This is a genomic window from Pseudonocardia phyllosphaerae, assembly GCF_046546475.1.
GTDB classification, from domain to species: domain Bacteria; phylum Actinomycetota; class Actinomycetes; order Mycobacteriales; family Pseudonocardiaceae; genus Pseudonocardia; species Pseudonocardia phyllosphaerae.
Map to the genome: position 1 here is coordinate 46,099 of NZ_JBKGXS010000006.1, position 14,509 is coordinate 60,607.

Annotated in this window: 14 protein-coding genes; 8 read left to right on the top strand and 6 right to left on the bottom strand. The window is 72.9% G+C overall.

Annotated features, from left to right (window positions below; genetic code table 11):
• Position 1 precedes the first annotated feature (1 nt).
• Both ACLE50_RS13940 and ACLE50_RS13945 read left to right on the top strand, forming a co-directional pair.
• Positions 2-1,153, top strand: a complete 1,152-nt coding sequence (locus ACLE50_RS13940; RefSeq protein ID WP_410943946.1) for a CaiB/BaiF CoA transferase family protein — start codon at positions 2-4, stop codon at positions 1,151-1,153.
• Complete coding sequence (locus tag ACLE50_RS13945) at positions 1,150-2,013, top strand: HTD2 family dehydratase (protein WP_410943947.1); 864 nt, start codon at positions 1,150-1,152, stop codon at positions 2,011-2,013. The genes ACLE50_RS13940 and ACLE50_RS13945 overlap by 4 nt, the downstream gene beginning before the upstream one ends.
• A 6-nt stretch (positions 2,014-2,019) precedes the next feature.
• Here the strand turns inward: ACLE50_RS13945 and ACLE50_RS13950 are convergent, their stop codons facing one another.
• From ACLE50_RS13950 to dinB, 4 genes are all read right to left on the bottom strand, one after another.
• Complete coding sequence (locus tag ACLE50_RS13950; protein WP_410943948.1) at positions 2,020-2,745, bottom strand: Clp protease N-terminal domain-containing protein; 726 nt, start codon at positions 2,743-2,745, stop codon at positions 2,020-2,022.
• A 283-nt stretch (positions 2,746-3,028) separates the two neighbouring features.
• Positions 3,029-3,577: a DUF3558 family protein gene (locus ACLE50_RS13955; protein WP_410943949.1), complete on the bottom strand. Its 549-nt coding sequence runs from the start codon at positions 3,575-3,577 to the stop codon at positions 3,029-3,031.
• Positions 3,574-3,927 carry a PE domain-containing protein gene (locus tag ACLE50_RS13960; protein WP_410943950.1) on the bottom strand — a complete coding sequence of 118 codons (354 nt, stop codon included), beginning with the start codon at positions 3,925-3,927 and terminating at the stop codon, positions 3,574-3,576. The genes ACLE50_RS13955 and ACLE50_RS13960 overlap by 4 nt, the downstream gene beginning before the upstream one ends.
• A gap of 56 nt (positions 3,928-3,983) precedes the next feature.
• Positions 3,984-5,267: a DNA polymerase IV gene (gene dinB, locus ACLE50_RS13965; RefSeq protein ID WP_410943951.1), complete on the bottom strand. Its 1,284-nt coding sequence runs from the start codon at positions 5,265-5,267 to the stop codon at positions 3,984-3,986.
• Between the two features lie 78 nt (positions 5,268-5,345).
• On the opposite strand from dinB, the gene ACLE50_RS13970 reads away from it, so the two are divergent.
• Complete coding sequence (locus tag ACLE50_RS13970; RefSeq protein WP_410943952.1) at positions 5,346-6,173, top strand: hypothetical protein; 828 nt, start codon at positions 5,346-5,348, stop codon at positions 6,171-6,173.
• A gap of 184 nt (positions 6,174-6,357) precedes the next feature.
• Positions 6,358-8,187 (top strand): NAD(P)-binding domain-containing protein, encoded by a 1,830-nt coding sequence (locus tag ACLE50_RS13975; protein WP_410943953.1) that lies wholly within the window; start codon positions 6,358-6,360, stop codon positions 8,185-8,187.
• Positions 8,188-8,243: 56 nt separating this feature from the next.
• Here the strand turns inward: ACLE50_RS13975 and ACLE50_RS13980 are convergent, their stop codons facing one another.
• Positions 8,244-8,738, bottom strand: a complete 495-nt coding sequence (locus ACLE50_RS13980; RefSeq protein WP_410943954.1) for a hypothetical protein — start codon at positions 8,736-8,738, stop codon at positions 8,244-8,246.
• A gap of 141 nt (positions 8,739-8,879) precedes the next feature.
• On the opposite strand from ACLE50_RS13980, the gene ACLE50_RS13985 reads away from it, so the two are divergent.
• From ACLE50_RS13985 to ACLE50_RS13995, 3 genes are all read left to right on the top strand, one after another.
• Entirely contained in the window at positions 8,880-9,809 is a 930-nt protein-coding gene (locus ACLE50_RS13985) for an alpha/beta hydrolase (protein ID WP_410943955.1), read from the top strand.
• 101 nt (positions 9,810-9,910) lie between these two features.
• Positions 9,911-11,122: an MFS transporter gene (locus ACLE50_RS13990; RefSeq protein ID WP_410943956.1), complete on the top strand. Its 1,212-nt coding sequence runs from the start codon at positions 9,911-9,913 to the stop codon at positions 11,120-11,122.
• 262 nt (positions 11,123-11,384) lie between these two features.
• Entirely contained in the window at positions 11,385-11,723 is a 339-nt protein-coding gene (locus ACLE50_RS13995; protein ID WP_410943957.1) for a transglycosylase family protein, read from the top strand.
• Between the two features lie 119 nt (positions 11,724-11,842).
• Here ACLE50_RS13995 and ACLE50_RS14000 read toward each other — a convergent pair whose 3' ends face one another.
• Positions 11,843-12,358, bottom strand: a complete 516-nt coding sequence (locus ACLE50_RS14000) for a nuclear transport factor 2 family protein (RefSeq protein WP_410943958.1) — start codon at positions 12,356-12,358, stop codon at positions 11,843-11,845.
• Positions 12,359-12,647: 289 nt separating this feature from the next.
• On the opposite strand from ACLE50_RS14000, the gene ACLE50_RS14005 reads away from it, so the two are divergent.
• The gene (locus ACLE50_RS14005) at positions 12,648-14,471 is read left to right on the top strand and encodes a hypothetical protein (protein WP_410943959.1); all 1,824 of its coding nucleotides are present in this window, start codon (positions 12,648-12,650) and stop codon (positions 14,469-14,471) included.
• The last annotated feature ends 38 nt before the right edge of the window (positions 14,472-14,509 follow it).

Genomic DNA, 14,509 nt, shown 5'->3' on the forward strand with positions numbered 1-14,509 from the left:
CGTGACCGCTGCGCCCGGGCCGCTGGACGGGACGGTCGTCGTCGCCGTCGAGCAGGCGGTGGCTGCACCGTTCGCGACCCGCCAGCTCGCCGATCTCGGCGCCCGGGTGATCAAGGTGGAGCGGCCTGGGCAGGGCGACTTCGCCCGCGGCTACGACGCCACGGCGCTCGGGCAGTCCAGCCACTTCGTCTGGCTCAACCGCGGCAAGGAGTCGGTCACCCTCGACCTGAAGGACGCGGGCGGGCGGGACGCACTGGAGAAGCTGATCGGCCGCGCCGACGTCGTCGTGCAGAACCTGGCGCCGGCCGCGGCGTCCCGGCTCGGGGTCGACGCCGGGTCGCTGGTCGAGCGGCACCCGCAGCTGGTGGCCTGCGACATCTCCGGCTACGGCCGCGGCGGCCCGTACTCCGACCGCAAGGCCTACGACCTGCTGATCCAGAACGAGGCCGGGTTCGTCTCGGTCACCGGGTCTCCGGAGGAGCCGGCGAAGGCCGGGATCGCCGTCGCCGACATCGCGGCCGGGATGTACGCCTACTCCGGGATCCTCGCGGCGCTGCTGCAGCGGGCGCGGACCGGGCGCGGCGAGGCGATCGAGGTGTCGATGCTGGAGGCGCTGGGGGAGTGGATGGGCTTCCCCTACCTCTACGGCACCTACGGCGGCACCGACCCGGTCCGCTCCGGCGCCGCGCACGCGACGATCGCGCCGTACGGGCCGGTGACCACCGCGTCCGGGGACGTGCTGAACGTGGCGGTGCAGAACGAGCGGGAGTGGGAGCGCTTCTGCACCGATGTGCTGCAGCGCCCGGAGCTGGCGACCGACCCACGGTTCGCCGGGAACGCGCAGCGGCACGCCCACCGCGACGAGCTCGCCACGGTCGTCGACGCGGTGTTCGCCGGGTTCGACGTCGACGAGGCCCGGCGCCGCCTCGACGACGCCGGGATCGCCAACGCCCGGCAGCGCGACATGGCCGGGTTCGCCGCGCACCCGCAGCTCGCCGCGCGCGACCGCTGGCGGGACACCCCGACGCCCGGCGGCCCGGTGCGGATGCCGATCCCGCCGGTGACGTCGGGCTGGGCGGAGCCGGCCGGGTCGGTGCCCGCCGTCGGGGAGCACACCGAGGCCGTGCTGGCCTGGCTGGACGCGTCACCGTGACCGCACTGTCGGCGTTGTCCGCGGCGCTGCGGGACTGGGACCCCGCCCCGCTGACCGGCGACGACGTGGTCTCGGGTGCGGTCGTCGCCGCGGTGTCGGCGATGTTCGACCTCGACCCGGTCGCCGCCGACGGGGACCCGCTGCCGCCGCTGTGGCACTGGTTCGCCTTCCTCGACGTTCCGCCGATGTCGGCGCTGGGCGAGGACGGGCATCCTGCGCACGGCCGGTTCCTGCCACCGGTGCCCGACCGCCGCCGGATGATCGCGGGCGGCCGGCTGGAGTGGCGCGCGCCGTGGCGGGTCGGGGAACGCGTCACGCGCACGACCGCGCTGCACGACGTCCGGGTGCGGACCGGACGCAGCGGGGAGATGGCGTTCGTGACGACGCGGTCGGAGTTCGCGGCGGGCGGGCGCACGCTCGCCGTCGAGGAGCAGGACGTGGTCTACCGGTCGCAGCCGGCCGGGAGCGCCCGCGGGATCGCCGCGCCGCAGCCCGAGCCGCGCCCGGCGCACGAGTGGGAGCTGACGCTGCCGACCTCGTCGCCGTTGCTGTTCCGGATGTCGGCGCTGACCGCGAACGCGCACCGCATCCACTACGACCAGCCCTACGCCACCGGCGTCGAGGGCTACCCGGGCCTGGTGGTGCACGGGCCGTTGCTGGCGCTGCTCGGGCTGGAGATCCCGCGACGGCACCTCCCGGGCACCCGGGTCGGCCGCTACGAGTACCGGCTGGTCGCGCCCGCGTTCGCCGGTCCGGACGTGTGGGCGGGCGGGACCGCGTCCGGGGCGTCGGTGGAGGTCGAGGCCGGGTCCGACGGTGGCCCGGTGTCGCTGCGGGGCCGCGTGGGCTTGTCCGGGTAGGCGGGATCAGGCGCTGCCGGTGACCTTCGCGAGCGCGGTGACCAGCTCGGACTCGATCCGCGCGGCGTCGACGCCGAGGCCGGTCAGGACGCCGTCGCCGTCCTCGTGCTCCAGCAACGCCAGCAGGACGTGCTCGGTGCCGACGTAGTTGTGCCCCAGGCGCAGCGCCTGGCGGAACGTCAGCTCCAGGACCTTGCGGGCGTCGCCGTCGAAGGGGATGAGGGCGGGAAGCGGGTCGGTCGCCGCGGGCAGCGTCGCGGTGGCGGCCTCGCGGATCGCGTCGGCGGTGACGTCCTGCGCGGTGAGCAGCAGCATCGCCAGCGACTGCGGGTCGGTGAGCAGGCCGAGCGTCAGGTGCGATGGCGTGATGGTGTCGTTGGCGGCCTCGCGGGCCGCGTTCTGCGCGCCGACGACGACGTTGCGCGCCCGCGGGGTGAACCGGTTGAAGCCCTCGGACATGTCGATCGAGCCGTCGGAGGTCTTGGGGACGAACCGCTTCTGCGCGGCCTGCTTCGAGACGCCCATGCTGCGCCCGATGTCGGTCCACGAGGCACCCGAGCGGCGGGCCCGGTCGACGAAGTGGCCGATCAGATGGTCCGCGACGTCGCCGAGGTGGTCGCCGGCGAGGACGGCGTCGGAGAGCTGGTCGAGCGGCTCGTCGTGCACGGAGACGATGGCCTGGATGAGGTCGTCGAGCCGGACGGCGTTGGTGACGGGCAGCGGTGGGGTCATGCCGTCAACCGTAAGTTGACGAACCTGTCGCGTCAACTATGAGTTGACGATCTCGGTGCGCTGTTGCTCGGCGCCGGCTCGGGTGGAGCAGTGCTCGGCTCGGGTGTCGGCTCCGGGTGAGTGGGACAGAGGTGTCACCCCTGCGAAATGCCTCAGCAGGTGAAACATCGTCGGGTGGTGTCCCCGGCCCCGCGCCCGATCGGTGGCCGAGGGGTGCATGAGAGCTGTGGGCGCATGATCGAACAGCTCTGGTGTGCTCCTCGGGCGGGCAGTCCGGGAACGTCTACGACTGCTGGGCGTGCAGTGTCTCGAGTATGTCGCGGGCGCGGGCCTCGACCTCGGTGCAGGCCTGTTCGGTGGTGACAGGTCGGGCCATCAGGTTGTTGACGTCGAGGCCGACGGCGAGGGCGGACGCGTCGGCCACGTCGATGACGAACTGGCAGTTGACCCCGTTCTTGCCCTGCGCCTCGGGAGGGGTGAAGCGGACGGCTCCGAACCCGGCGGCCGTCGTGAGGAGCGGGTTCCTGCCCCTTTCGAGCGCGGCTGTCGCCCCTCCGTCGAACACCGAGAGCGTGAAGGATCGTCCCTTCCCGTCGAGCCAGATGCATCGCGGGCCGAATGGCCCTTCGTCGTGCCGGGCGGTCTGCACGGACAGCGCTCGTCGTTGCTGAGATGTCAGCCCGGTGCAGGGGTCGATCCGGGCTGTGTCGAGAGAGTAGGGGCGAGCAGGAAACGGACCATTCGCGGCCGACGTGGACGGTGGCAGTCCGCACGCAACGGCCGTCATCGCGAGGAGCGTCAACACCGGGCCGACGAGCGCGGTCACCTTCACGGCGCGAGCGTATCCGGCCGCAGGGCGCGTGCGATCTGTTCCTCGGTGTAGCCGTACCTCCTTGCGGCACCTTCGAGTGCGAGGACGGCTGCCCGCAGTTCCTCGGCGTGCGCGCGATGGACGTCGAGGATCGCTCCGATCTTCGGCTGGAACATCAGCACGGCGTCCGCCGAGATCGGGTCGCCGCCGAGTGGGGTCAGGGTTAGTTCGGAATTGGCTTTGGCGATTGCGAAGTCGATGTCATCCGCATGCTTCTGGTAGATCACGGCAGCCTTGAGAACCGTGTCCACGTTGACCTGTGTCAGCAGGTCCTCGTCGATGGAGCGCTGCTGTTCCGGGGTGATCGCCATCCCGGGGAGATTAGCGACCACTCCTGCCGAACGGGCTCGTTCACGGAAAACCACGTTCACTCGTGCTCCGGCAGCAGCGGTACCTGCAGGCCCTGGTCCCGGCCGAGCTGCGTCGCCCGCGACACCGAGGCAGCACCGAACCGCTGCCGGACGGCGTCGAGGGCGGTGTCCAGAGCCGGCCCGGACTGTGCGTCGAGAGGCAGCTCGAGCTGCAGGGCGTCGTCGCGGTCGAGGTTGGTCAGCGACAGCCCGAGCAGCGTCAGTCCGCGCAGCCGGATCTCCGGGAGCGCCGCGGCGAACAGGACCCGGGCCGCGGCGAGGAGTGTCGGCGTGTGCGACGTCGCGACCGGCATCGTGTGCGACCGGGTCGCGCGGGTGTAGTCGGCGAACCGCAGGCGGAGCACGAGCGTCCGGCAGACCCGGCCCCCGACGGCACCCGATCGACCCGGAGGCGCCCAGCCGTCGCCGGGCTCGGGACGGTCCGCTGCGTCCACGTCGCTCCCGCGAGGCGCCCGCAGTCGTCGCGCGAGCCGGTCGACGGTCCCGGCGAGGATCGCGTCGAGCTCCTCCTCCGACCGCGGTCGTCGGCCGAGTGCGCGCTGGGAGCCGATGGACCGTCGTCGGCGGCCGGTGTCGACGGGGCGGGGGTCGCGGCCGTGCGCGAGCGCGTGCAGGTGCCGCCCCGCGGCCGGGCCCAGATAGGACACCAGCGCGGGTTCACCGAGCGCGGCGACGTCGGCGACCGTCCGCACCCCGACCTTGTGCAGCGTCGCCGCGGTCACCGCGCCCACGCCCCACAGCCGCTCCACCGGCAGCGGGTGCAGGAACTCCAGCTCGCCGTCCGGCTCGACGACCAGCAGCCCGTCCGGCTTCGCCGCCCCGCTCGCCACCTTGGCGAGGAACTTCGTCCGCGCCACCCCGACCGTGATCGCCAGGCCCGCCTCCCGGGCCACCCGTGCCCGCAGCCGCGCCGCGATCTCCCGGGGCGTGCCCGCGATCCGTGCCAGGCCGCCGACCTCGAGGAACGCCTCGTCGATCGAGAGCCCCTCCACCTCGGGCGTGGTGTCGCGGAAGATCGTGAACACCGCCCGGCTCGCCTCGGAGTATGCGGCCATCCGCGGTGGCACGACGACCGCGGCCGGGCACAACGCGCGCGCCTGCCGGCCGTTCATCGCCGTCCGGACGCCGAACGCCTTGGCCTCGTAGCTCGCCGCGAGCACCACACCACCGCCGACGATCACCGGGCGGCCGCGCAGCAGGGCGTCGTCGCGCTGCTCGACCGACGCGTAGAACGAGTCGAGGTCGGCATGCAGGATCGTCGCCAGCCCACGCACGAACACATGTTCGCATGAATCGTGCCCTCCGGCGAGCGGCGTGTCCCGGCCGGTACCCACCGGTACCGGGCAGGATGGGAACCGATGACGACCGTTCTCGCCCTGCTCGCCGCGCTCGTGGCGATGGTGGGCAACACCGTCGCCGCGCTCTGGGAGGCTCGGGGCAGCCGGCTGGCGAAGTACGGCCGTCCGGTCTGGCTGCAGCCGTGGTTCCTCGCCGGGCTGCTCGCCGACATCGTCGCCTGGGGGCTCACGGTCGTCGCCCTGCGGTTCCTGCCGGTCTTCGCGGTCCAGTCGATCCTGGCCGGCGCGATCGCGCTGACGACGCTGGCGGACAACGAGTGGAGCCCCTGGAACCTCAACCACCGGCAGCGGTTCGGGGTGATCGCGGTGCTCGGCGGGCTGATCCTGGTGGCGTCGAGCGCGGAGCCCGAACGGCCCTCGGCGCTGCCGCCGGTCGCCACGCCGGCGCTGCTGGTGTCGTTCGCGGTGTTGCTCGTCGCGGCGCCGTTCGTCTGGCGGACGAATCGGACGGTGCCGCTGGCGGTGCTCGCCGGGCTCGGGTTCGGCGGCACCTCGCTGGCCGTCCGGGCGATCCACCCGGGCGCGGACGGGTCGTTCCATATCCTCGACCTGGCGCTGGACCCACTCGCCTACGCCGTCGTCGCGATGGGGGTGCTGGGTGCGCTCGGGTTCGCGAAGTCGCTGCAGAACGGCGCCACCGGCGTCGCGACGGCCGTGCTGTCGGTGACCGAGGTCGTGGTGCCCGGCGCGGTCGGCATCGCCCTGCTCGGCGACGGCATCCGGCCCGGCTGGGACATCGGCGCGCTGATCGGCGTCGTCGCGGCCCTGGCCGGGGTGGTCGCGCTGACCCGCTCGGACCCCGACGCCGAACGCCACCGGGTGCACTGACCCTCCCGGCTGCCCTGACCCTCCGGCTGCCCTGACCAGCCGGTCGGGGCGCTCGTTGCAACCTCGGCGCAACCCGTGTCGCGGATCACGCCGGTGGTGTTGACTGCTCCACGTTGCCCCGACGACCGCGGCAGGGCCGGCGAGCGCCCGCGTGGTCGTGGCGAACCGCTCGCAGGAGGTGCTCGTGACCACCACGCAGGAGAAGTCCGCGGCCCGCACGACCGCGGAGGGCTGGCTCAACGCCTTCGCCGACGCCCTGTCCGCCCGCGACGTCGACCGGGCCGTCTCGCTGTTCGCCGACGAGTGCTACTGGCGCGACCTGGTGTCGTTCACCTGGAACCTCAAGACCGTCGAGCACCACGACGGGGTCCGGGACCTGCTGGAGAACACCCTCGACGTCACCGACCCCGGCCACTGGGAGCTCTCCGCCGAGCCCACGCAGGCCGACGGCGTCACCGAGGCCTGGTTCACCTTCGAGACCGCGGTGGGCCGGGGGACCGGGCACCTGCGCCTCGTCGACGACGCCGGCACCCCCAAGGCGTGGACCCTGCTCACCACCCTCGACGAGCTCAAGGGCTACGAGGAGCCGATGCGGGAGAACCGTCCGATGGGCGCCGAGCACGGCGCCAACCCGGACCGGACGACGTGGCTGGAGTCCCGTGAGCAGGAGCTGGCCGAGCTGGGCCGCACCCGCGACCCCGAGGTCGTCGTCATCGGCGGTGGTCAGGGCGGGATCGCGCTGGGCGCGCGGCTGCGCCAGCTCGGCGTCCCGACGATCATCGTCGAGCGCAACGAGCGCCCGGGGGACTCCTGGCGCAAGCGCTACAAGAGCCTCGCCCTGCACGACCCGGTCTGGTACGACCACCTGCCGTACCTGAAGTTCCCGGACAACTGGCCGGTGTTCGCGCCGAAGGACAAGATCGGCGACTGGCTGGAGTTCTACACGCGGATCATGGAGCTGAACTACTGGGGCTCCACCACCGCGAAGTCCGCGGAGTTCGACGAGTCCTCCGGCCGCTGGGACGTCGTCGTGGAACGTGCGAGCGCCGACGGCACCGAGGAGATCACCCTCCGGCCGCGCCAGCTCGTCGTCGCGCTCGGGGTGTCGGGCAAGCCGAACATCCCCGAGTTCCCCGGCCGGGAGCAGTTCCAGGGCGAGGTGCAGCACTCCTCCCAGCACCCCGGTCCGGACGCCTACGCCGGCAAGAAGGTCGTCGTCATCGGGTCCAACAACTCGGCCTTCGACATCTGCGGCTCGCTCTGGGAGGTGGGCGCGGACGTCACGATGGTCCAGCGCTCCTCGACCCACATCATCAAGTCGAGCACGCTGATGGAGTACGGCCTCGGCGACCTGTACTCCGAGCGCGCGGTGCGCAGCGGCATCGACACCTACACCGCGGACATGATCTTCGCGTCGCTGCCGTACCGGATCATGGCGCAGTTCCAGAAGCCGGCCTACGACAAGGCCCGCGAGGTCGACGCCGACTACTACGCCAAGCTGGAGAAGGCCGGTTTCGAGCTGGACTTCGGCGACGACGACTCGGGCCTGTTCATGAAGTACCTGCGCCGCGGCTCGGGCTACTACATCGACGTCGGCGCGGCCGAGCTCGTCGCCGACGGCGAGGTGAAGCTGGTCAAGGGCCAGGTCGCGTCGTTCACCGAGAAGGGCGTGCAGCTCGACGACGGCACCGAGCTCGAGGCCGACCTGGTCGTCTTCGCGACCGGGTACCGGTCGATGAACGGGCTCGCCGCCGACATCGTCGGGCAGGACGTCGCGGACAAGGTCGGCAAGGTGTGGGGACTGGGCTCGGACACCACCAAGGACCCCGGTCCCTGGGAGGGCGAGGAGCGCAACATGTGGAAGCCGACCCAGCAGCAGAACCTGTGGTTCCAGGGCGGCAATCTGCACCAGAGCCGCTTCTACTCGCTGTACCTGGCGCTGCAGCTCAAGGCGCGCCAGGAGGGGCTCGACACCCCGGTCTACGCGCTGCAGGAGAGCCACCACCTGTCCTGAGCGGTCCCGCGGCCCCCCCCCCCGCGCAGGGGTGCGGGCCGCGGCCGTGGGGGTGTTCAGGGAGTACGCGGCGGAACGCCGGTCGCCGCAGCCGCCACGCTCGCCCGCCAGATCGCCATCGCGACCCACAGCACGAACACCTGCACCGGCGTGACCAGCGCGTCCGGCAGCTGCGCGGCGTAGGACGGGCGCAGCGTCCCGGTCCGCCACACCCGTCCGGCCTCGTTGGCGGCGTCCGCGGCACCCAGCAGGCCGAACCGGCGGCCGATCCCGGTGCCGGTCAGCCGGTACCGCAGGTCGCCGGTCTCGACGTTCCAGAACCGCTGCCCGGGCGGGCCGTCGACGCTGCGCAGGCAGCGGGCGCGCACGTCGCCCTCCAGCCGGAACCGGGCGATGCCCTCGGAGCGCAGCGCGTACGGACTGCCCTCGATGAGCAGGTCGCGGTGCGCCTGCCGGTGCCGGGCGGTCCAGCCGGTGACCGCCCGGCCGTCGCGGCGCACCTCGTAGCGCACGCTCACCAGTCCCGCACGCGACGTCGTGGCCACCAGCACGGCGTCGAGAATGCCACTGGTTCGTCACGGGCGGCGTGCGGAGATCCTGCGCCGCGGCGCAGGATGGGGAGTGATCGTCCGGAAACGGACGGTCCGAGCGCCGTGTTCCGAGCACCGTGTCACGCCGAAGGAGCCGTACCCGTGCCGCTGGACCCCCAGGTCGAGAGCCTGCTCGCCGCGCTGGCCGAGCAGGGCGCACCCGCCCCCGAGACCCTGACCGTCGAGCAGAACCGCGAGGTCGCCCGCACCGTCGCCCGCCTGGCCGGCGCGCCCGAGCCGGTCGCGGCGGTGCACGACGCCGCCGCACCCGGACCCGGCGGCGACATCCCGCTGCGGGTCTACGTGCCGGAGGGGAGCGGCCCGTCCGGCGTGCTCGTGTACTACCACGGCGGTGGCTGGACGATCGGCGATCTCGACACCCACGACGCCGTGTGCCGGGTGCTGGCGAACCGGGCCGGCGTGGTCGTCGTGGCGGTCGACTACCGGCTCGCGCCGGAGCACCGGTTCCCCGCGGCGGTCGACGACGCCGTCGCCGCGCTGGCGTGGGTGCACGCGCACGCCGCCGAGTACGGCGGGGACCCGGGCCGGCTCGCCGTCGGCGGGGACTCCGCGGGCGGGAACCTCGCCGCGGTCGTCGCCCAGCACGCCCGCGACCACGGCGGCCCCGCGCTGCGCTTCCAGCTGCTGGTCTACCCGGCTGTCGACGCGGCCGACGCCTCGCCGTCGATGACCGAGCACGGGGCGGGCCCGCTGCTGTCCCGCGCCTGGATCGAGTGGTTCATGGGGCACTACCTGTCCTCGCCCGACGACGTCCGCGACCCCCGGATGTCCCCGGCACTCACCGCGGACCTGTCCGGGCTGCCGCCGACGCTGGTGATCACCGCCGAGAACGACCCGCTGCGCGACCAGGGCGCGGCCTACGCCGAGCGCCTCGCCGCGGCCGGTGTGAAGGCCGAGCACCGGCCGTCGCCGGGAATGATCCACGGGTTCCTGCAGCTCGGCGGTGTCGTCGACGAAGCCCGCGCCGCGCTCGACGAGGCCGGTGCGGCGCTGCGGGCGGCCCTCGCCTGACCCCGCGGGGAGGGTGCGTGGAATGCCCCGGGCCGGCCGGTGGTTGTCAGTGCTCAGTACCGCAGCCCGGTATCGCCGTACCCGCCCCCGAGGAGCGCTCCGTGCCCCGCCTGCCCCGCCCGGTCGCGTTCGTGGCCGTCGCCGCGACGTTCGTCTGGTTCCTGGCCGCGTCGTCGGCGCCGTCCCCGCTCTACGTGGTCTACCAGCAGGAGTTCGCGTTCTCGGCGTTCACCCTGACCGCGATCTTCGCGGTGTACGTGCTCGCGCTGATCGCCGCGCTGCTGACCGTCGGCAAGCTGTCCGACCACCTCGGACGACGCCCGGTGCTGCTCGGCGCGATCGCGCTGGAGATCGTCTCGCTGCTGCTGTTCCTCGGGGCCGACGGCGTCGGGTGGCTGCTCGCGGCCCGGGTCGTGCAGGGCGTCGCGACCGGGACGGCGACCGCGGCGCTGCCCGCGACCGTCGTCGACCTGGCGGAGCGGCCGCAGCGGGCCGGGCTGGTGAACGGCATCGCGCCGCTGGCCGGGCTCGGCGCCGGCGCGCTCGCCTGCGGGGTCCTCGTCGAGTACGCACCCGAGCCGACCCGGCTGGTGTGGCTGCTGCTCGTCGCCGGGCTCGTCGTCGCCGCGCTCGCGCTGACGGCGTTGCCCGACACCATCGAACGCACGCCCGGGGTGTGGGCGTCGCTGCGGCCGCGCGCGGTCGTCCCGGCCCGGCTGCGCGGCGGGTTCGCCGCGATCGTGCCGATCCTGGCCGCGAGCTGGGCACTCGGCGGGCTCTACCTCTCGCTCGGACCGTCGGTCGTCGCCGGGCTGTTCGGGGTGCGCTCGCACCTCGTCGGCGGGCTGGTCGTGACCGCGCTGTGCGGCACCGGCGCGCTCGCCGCGTTCGCGCTGCGCGGCCGGACGCCCGCGCGGGTCGTCGCCCCGGCCGGCGCGCTGCTCGCGGCCGGGACGCTGGTGACGCTCGCCGGCACGGTCGCCGGGCTGCTGCTCGTCGCGACGGCCGGCACGCTCGTCGCCGGGCTCGGCTTCGGCGCGGCGGCCTACGCGAGCTTCGGGACGCTGTCCGCGCTGGCCGCCCCGCACGAGCGCGGCGAGCTGTTCGCCGCCACCTACACGCTGGCCTACCTGGCGTTCTCCGTCCCGGCCATGATCGCCGGAGTGGCCGCGACCGCGGTCGGGCTGCGGCCGACGGCGCTCGCCTACGGCGGTGTCGTCGCGGTGCTGGGAATCGTCGCGGTGGTGCGCGGCCGCCGGGTCGCCGAGCCGGTCGGGGCCCGCCCGGTGGCCACGACGAGCTGCCCGAACTGAGCGGTGGGCGTCCCGCCCCGACGCCGCGAACGCCGCCCGTCGATCATCGCGGGGAACCGACCATTCGCCGCGGAACCCCACGACGAGCGCAACCGGTGGTTGCCGGGCCCCGTCACGTCATGATTACGGTGTGTCCTGTCCGGACCGGCTCCCCGCCTCCCCAATGTGTCCGGGCGGCACAGTTCCCCCGAGACTGCACGGAGAAACGAAAATGGCAGGACGGCACCGCAAGCCCACCCAGACCGGTCGTCGCGTCGCTCGCGTGGGCGCGCTGACCGCCATGGCCGCTGCGCCGCTCGGCATCAGCACCACCGCGTTCGCCGCGGAGTCGGGCTCCGCGCCGACGGTCGAGAGCGCCAAGACCTGGGAGAAGCTCGCGCACTGCGAGAGCACCGGGAACTGGCAGGCGGACACCGGCAACGGCTTCAAGGGTGGCCTGCAGTTCACCCCGCAGACCTGGAAGGAGTTCGGCGGCAAGAAGTACGCGCCGAGCCCCGAGCAGGCCTCGAAGTCCGAGCAGATCGAGGTCGCCAAGAAGGTCCAGGACCAGCAGGGCTGGAAGGCCTGGCCGGCCTGCACCAAGAAGCTCGGCTGGCGCTGAGCCGCACCACCCGCGCCCGGTGGGTCCCCGACGACGATGTCGGGGCGCCCGCCCGGAGGACGCGGGTGAGGGCGCCGCGTGCGCGGCCCGCGGCGCCCGTAGGACCCTTCCGGGTCCCGTCAGACCATCGGGCGCCCGCTCGCGGTCTTCTTCGGGATCTCCTGCTGGACGTCCCAGTGCTCGACGATCTTGCCGTTCGCGACACGGAAGATGTCCGCGACCGCTGTCGAGTCCGCCTTCTGGGTCCACTCGGCGTGCACGACGACCAGGTCGCCCTCGCTGATCACACGCCCGATCCGGATCTTCAGGTCCGGTGAGGCGATCGTCTCGCCCAGACCGTCCAGGAACGCCTTCTTCCCGTCGGTGACCTGCGGGTTGTGCTGGATGTAGTCGTCGGCGACGTACTTGTCGACCGCGTTCTTGAAGTCCTTCTTCACGAAGCCCTGCTCGTAGAACTCGGTGACGACCTTCTTGGCGTCCGACGACGGGGCGGCCGCCGGCGCCGCGGCCGCCGCCGACCGGGCGGCGTCCTGCGGGGCGCCGGCGGCGTCGCTGCCGCAGCCCGCCGTCGCCAGCAGAGCTGCGGTGGCGGCGGCGAGGGGCAGCGCGATGAGCGTGCTCTTCCTGAGGGACATGGTGACTCCTTCGCTCGTGGGCACACGGGCCCGTGGGTGCGGTGTGGGAAGCGGCGATCAAGCTAGAGGAACCGCGCGCGACGTTCGAGCGGGAACGACCGACCGTGTCGCGCGCCATGCCGCGCGCGACGGCCTGCGACCTCGCTGCACGTCCGCGACGGCCGTCGCGACCGTGAGTACCGGTCGCCGGGCCCGCGGCGTACCACCGGGTGACGGTCTTGCGTCACCGACCTCGCGATGTGCACGGTGGAAGTATCGGACGGGCGCGCAGCAGACCGAGGTGGGCCGGGTGACGATCGCCGAGAATCGGGTGGAGCCGCCCCCGGCCTCCGCCGCGAACACCTACCTGTCGTTTCTCGACGTCGTCGACGCCCCCGATCCCATCGGCGAGGTCGAGCGGCAGCTGGCGATCTGGCTGGACGAGAAGAGCTGGAACCCGCCGATCGAGGAGTCCGGCTACGTCGTCGACTCCGACCACGGACGCGAGCTGCTCGTACTGCACCGGGACCACCGCGACGGCCGGGACTTCCGGGCACGGCTGCGGGAGGAGAACTCCACCGGTGTGTGGACCACGACCGTGACAGTTCACGGTTCCGGTACCGGACGGCCGTGGATCGGGCTGGAGGTGGCGAACGACGCCAACCGGTTCGTCGCGGTCCCACGCCTGGTTCGCCACCTCATGCGGGCGTTCGACGTCCGCGACGGCGCGGCCCGGCTATCCGTGGCCCCTCGCCTCGTGACGGTGGATGAGGTCGAGGAGTTCGCCGAGGAGCTGAGCAGCCCGGATCGGCAGGGGCTCTTCTTCGTGGCCGGGAGCGACGACCGGCTGCCGCTGGGGCCGTGGCGCGAGCAGGTCGGTGACTGGACCTCGGAGACGACCGGGCTCGCGTCCGTGGCGGTGCTCGACCCGGCTGCGACGGCCGCCTTTGTGGCGATCATGGGTGAGCACTACGCCACGTCGCCGTTCACCATCCGTACCTATCGGCCCGAGGTCGACCCGGCCGTCGAATCCGACGCCCGCCGGCATCGCATCCTCGGGACCCGCCGGCTGGCCGAGGACCCGGACCGGTCGGTGCGGATCACACTCGGTCGCGCCGCCCGTCGGCATGCGATGGATCGCCCCGCGCCCCGCCGGTTCACTCGTCTCGATCATGAGCTGCGCAGGATCGAGGACCGTCTCCTGCTCGACGGCCTCTCGGCTGGTCCGGGGCCGGACATGGCGGCGAGGCGGGAGCAGGCTTCGGCACCGTCGGACCTCAGCGCCGCCGCCGACGTCTATCTCGCCCAGATCGAGCTGGTGAAGGAGTCACTCGGGATCCCCGAGCTGACGCCCCAGGCGCTCGACGGTGTGGCCCGATCACTGTCGCATGCGCGTGCCACCACGGCGTCCGTGGACCGGCTGACCCGGGAGATGGAGGCACGGCGCAGACGGCTCGAGGAGCTGCAGGAACGCGTGGAGTATCACCAGGAGCTCGGCGAGGAGTACGAGCTCGCACTGGCCGAGGCGGAGGACGGTCTGGCGAGATCGGCCGACGAGAACAGGTGGCTCCGCACGCAACTGCACCGGCACGAGGATCATGCGGCGGCCGCCGCCTCGATTCCGGCCGACGAGGTCTCGGCCGCTCCGGCCGACTTCGCCGAGCTCGCGGACTGGTTGAGCGAACCGGAGCGGCTCCCCGGCGTGGAGTTCACCGGCGACCAGAAGCAGGTTCGTGCCCTCGACGACCAGGACCCACTGGGCCGTGTCGCCCGCGCGACCTGGATGGTTCTGCTGACGCTGTCCGACTACGTCCGGGCACGGACGGGCGGTGTCGTCGACGGCAATCTCAAGCACTACCTGTGCAACACCCCGGCCGGATACCACGGTGTCCCGCCCAAGAGGTACGCCAGCGGCGAGTCGCCGACGACGCGGCAGGCCTGGGGTGCGGAGCGGGTGTTCCCGGTGCCGTCGTGCGTCGACGACAGCGAGTCGGTGGTGATGACCGCGCACTTCAAGCTCGGCGCGCTCGGGATGGTCAGCCCGCGGCTGTACTTCCACGACGACGTCGCCGGATCCGGGACGATCTACGTCGGCTACATCGGACGGCATCTGCGGAACACGCAGACGAGCTGAGACGGTGAACGCTAACGCCCACGCGTCGACGGACGATC

Bases quoted from the DNA above. Each gene is read 5' to 3' on its own strand.
- ACLE50_RS13960 (WP_410943950.1), bottom strand. From the start codon at position 3,927: ATGGCGATCACCCCGGAACAGCAGCGCTCCATCGACGAGGACCTGCTG.
- ACLE50_RS13950 (WP_410943948.1), bottom strand. From the start codon at position 2,745: ATGACCCCACCGCTGCCCGTCACCAACGCCGTCCGGCTCGACGACCTC.
- ACLE50_RS13970 (WP_410943952.1), top strand. From the start codon at position 5,346: ATGACGACCGTTCTCGCCCTGCTCGCCGCGCTCGTGGCGATGGTGGGC.
- ACLE50_RS14000 (WP_410943958.1), bottom strand. From the start codon at position 12,358: ATGTCCCTCAGGAAGAGCACGCTCATCGCGCTGCCCCTCGCCGCCGCC.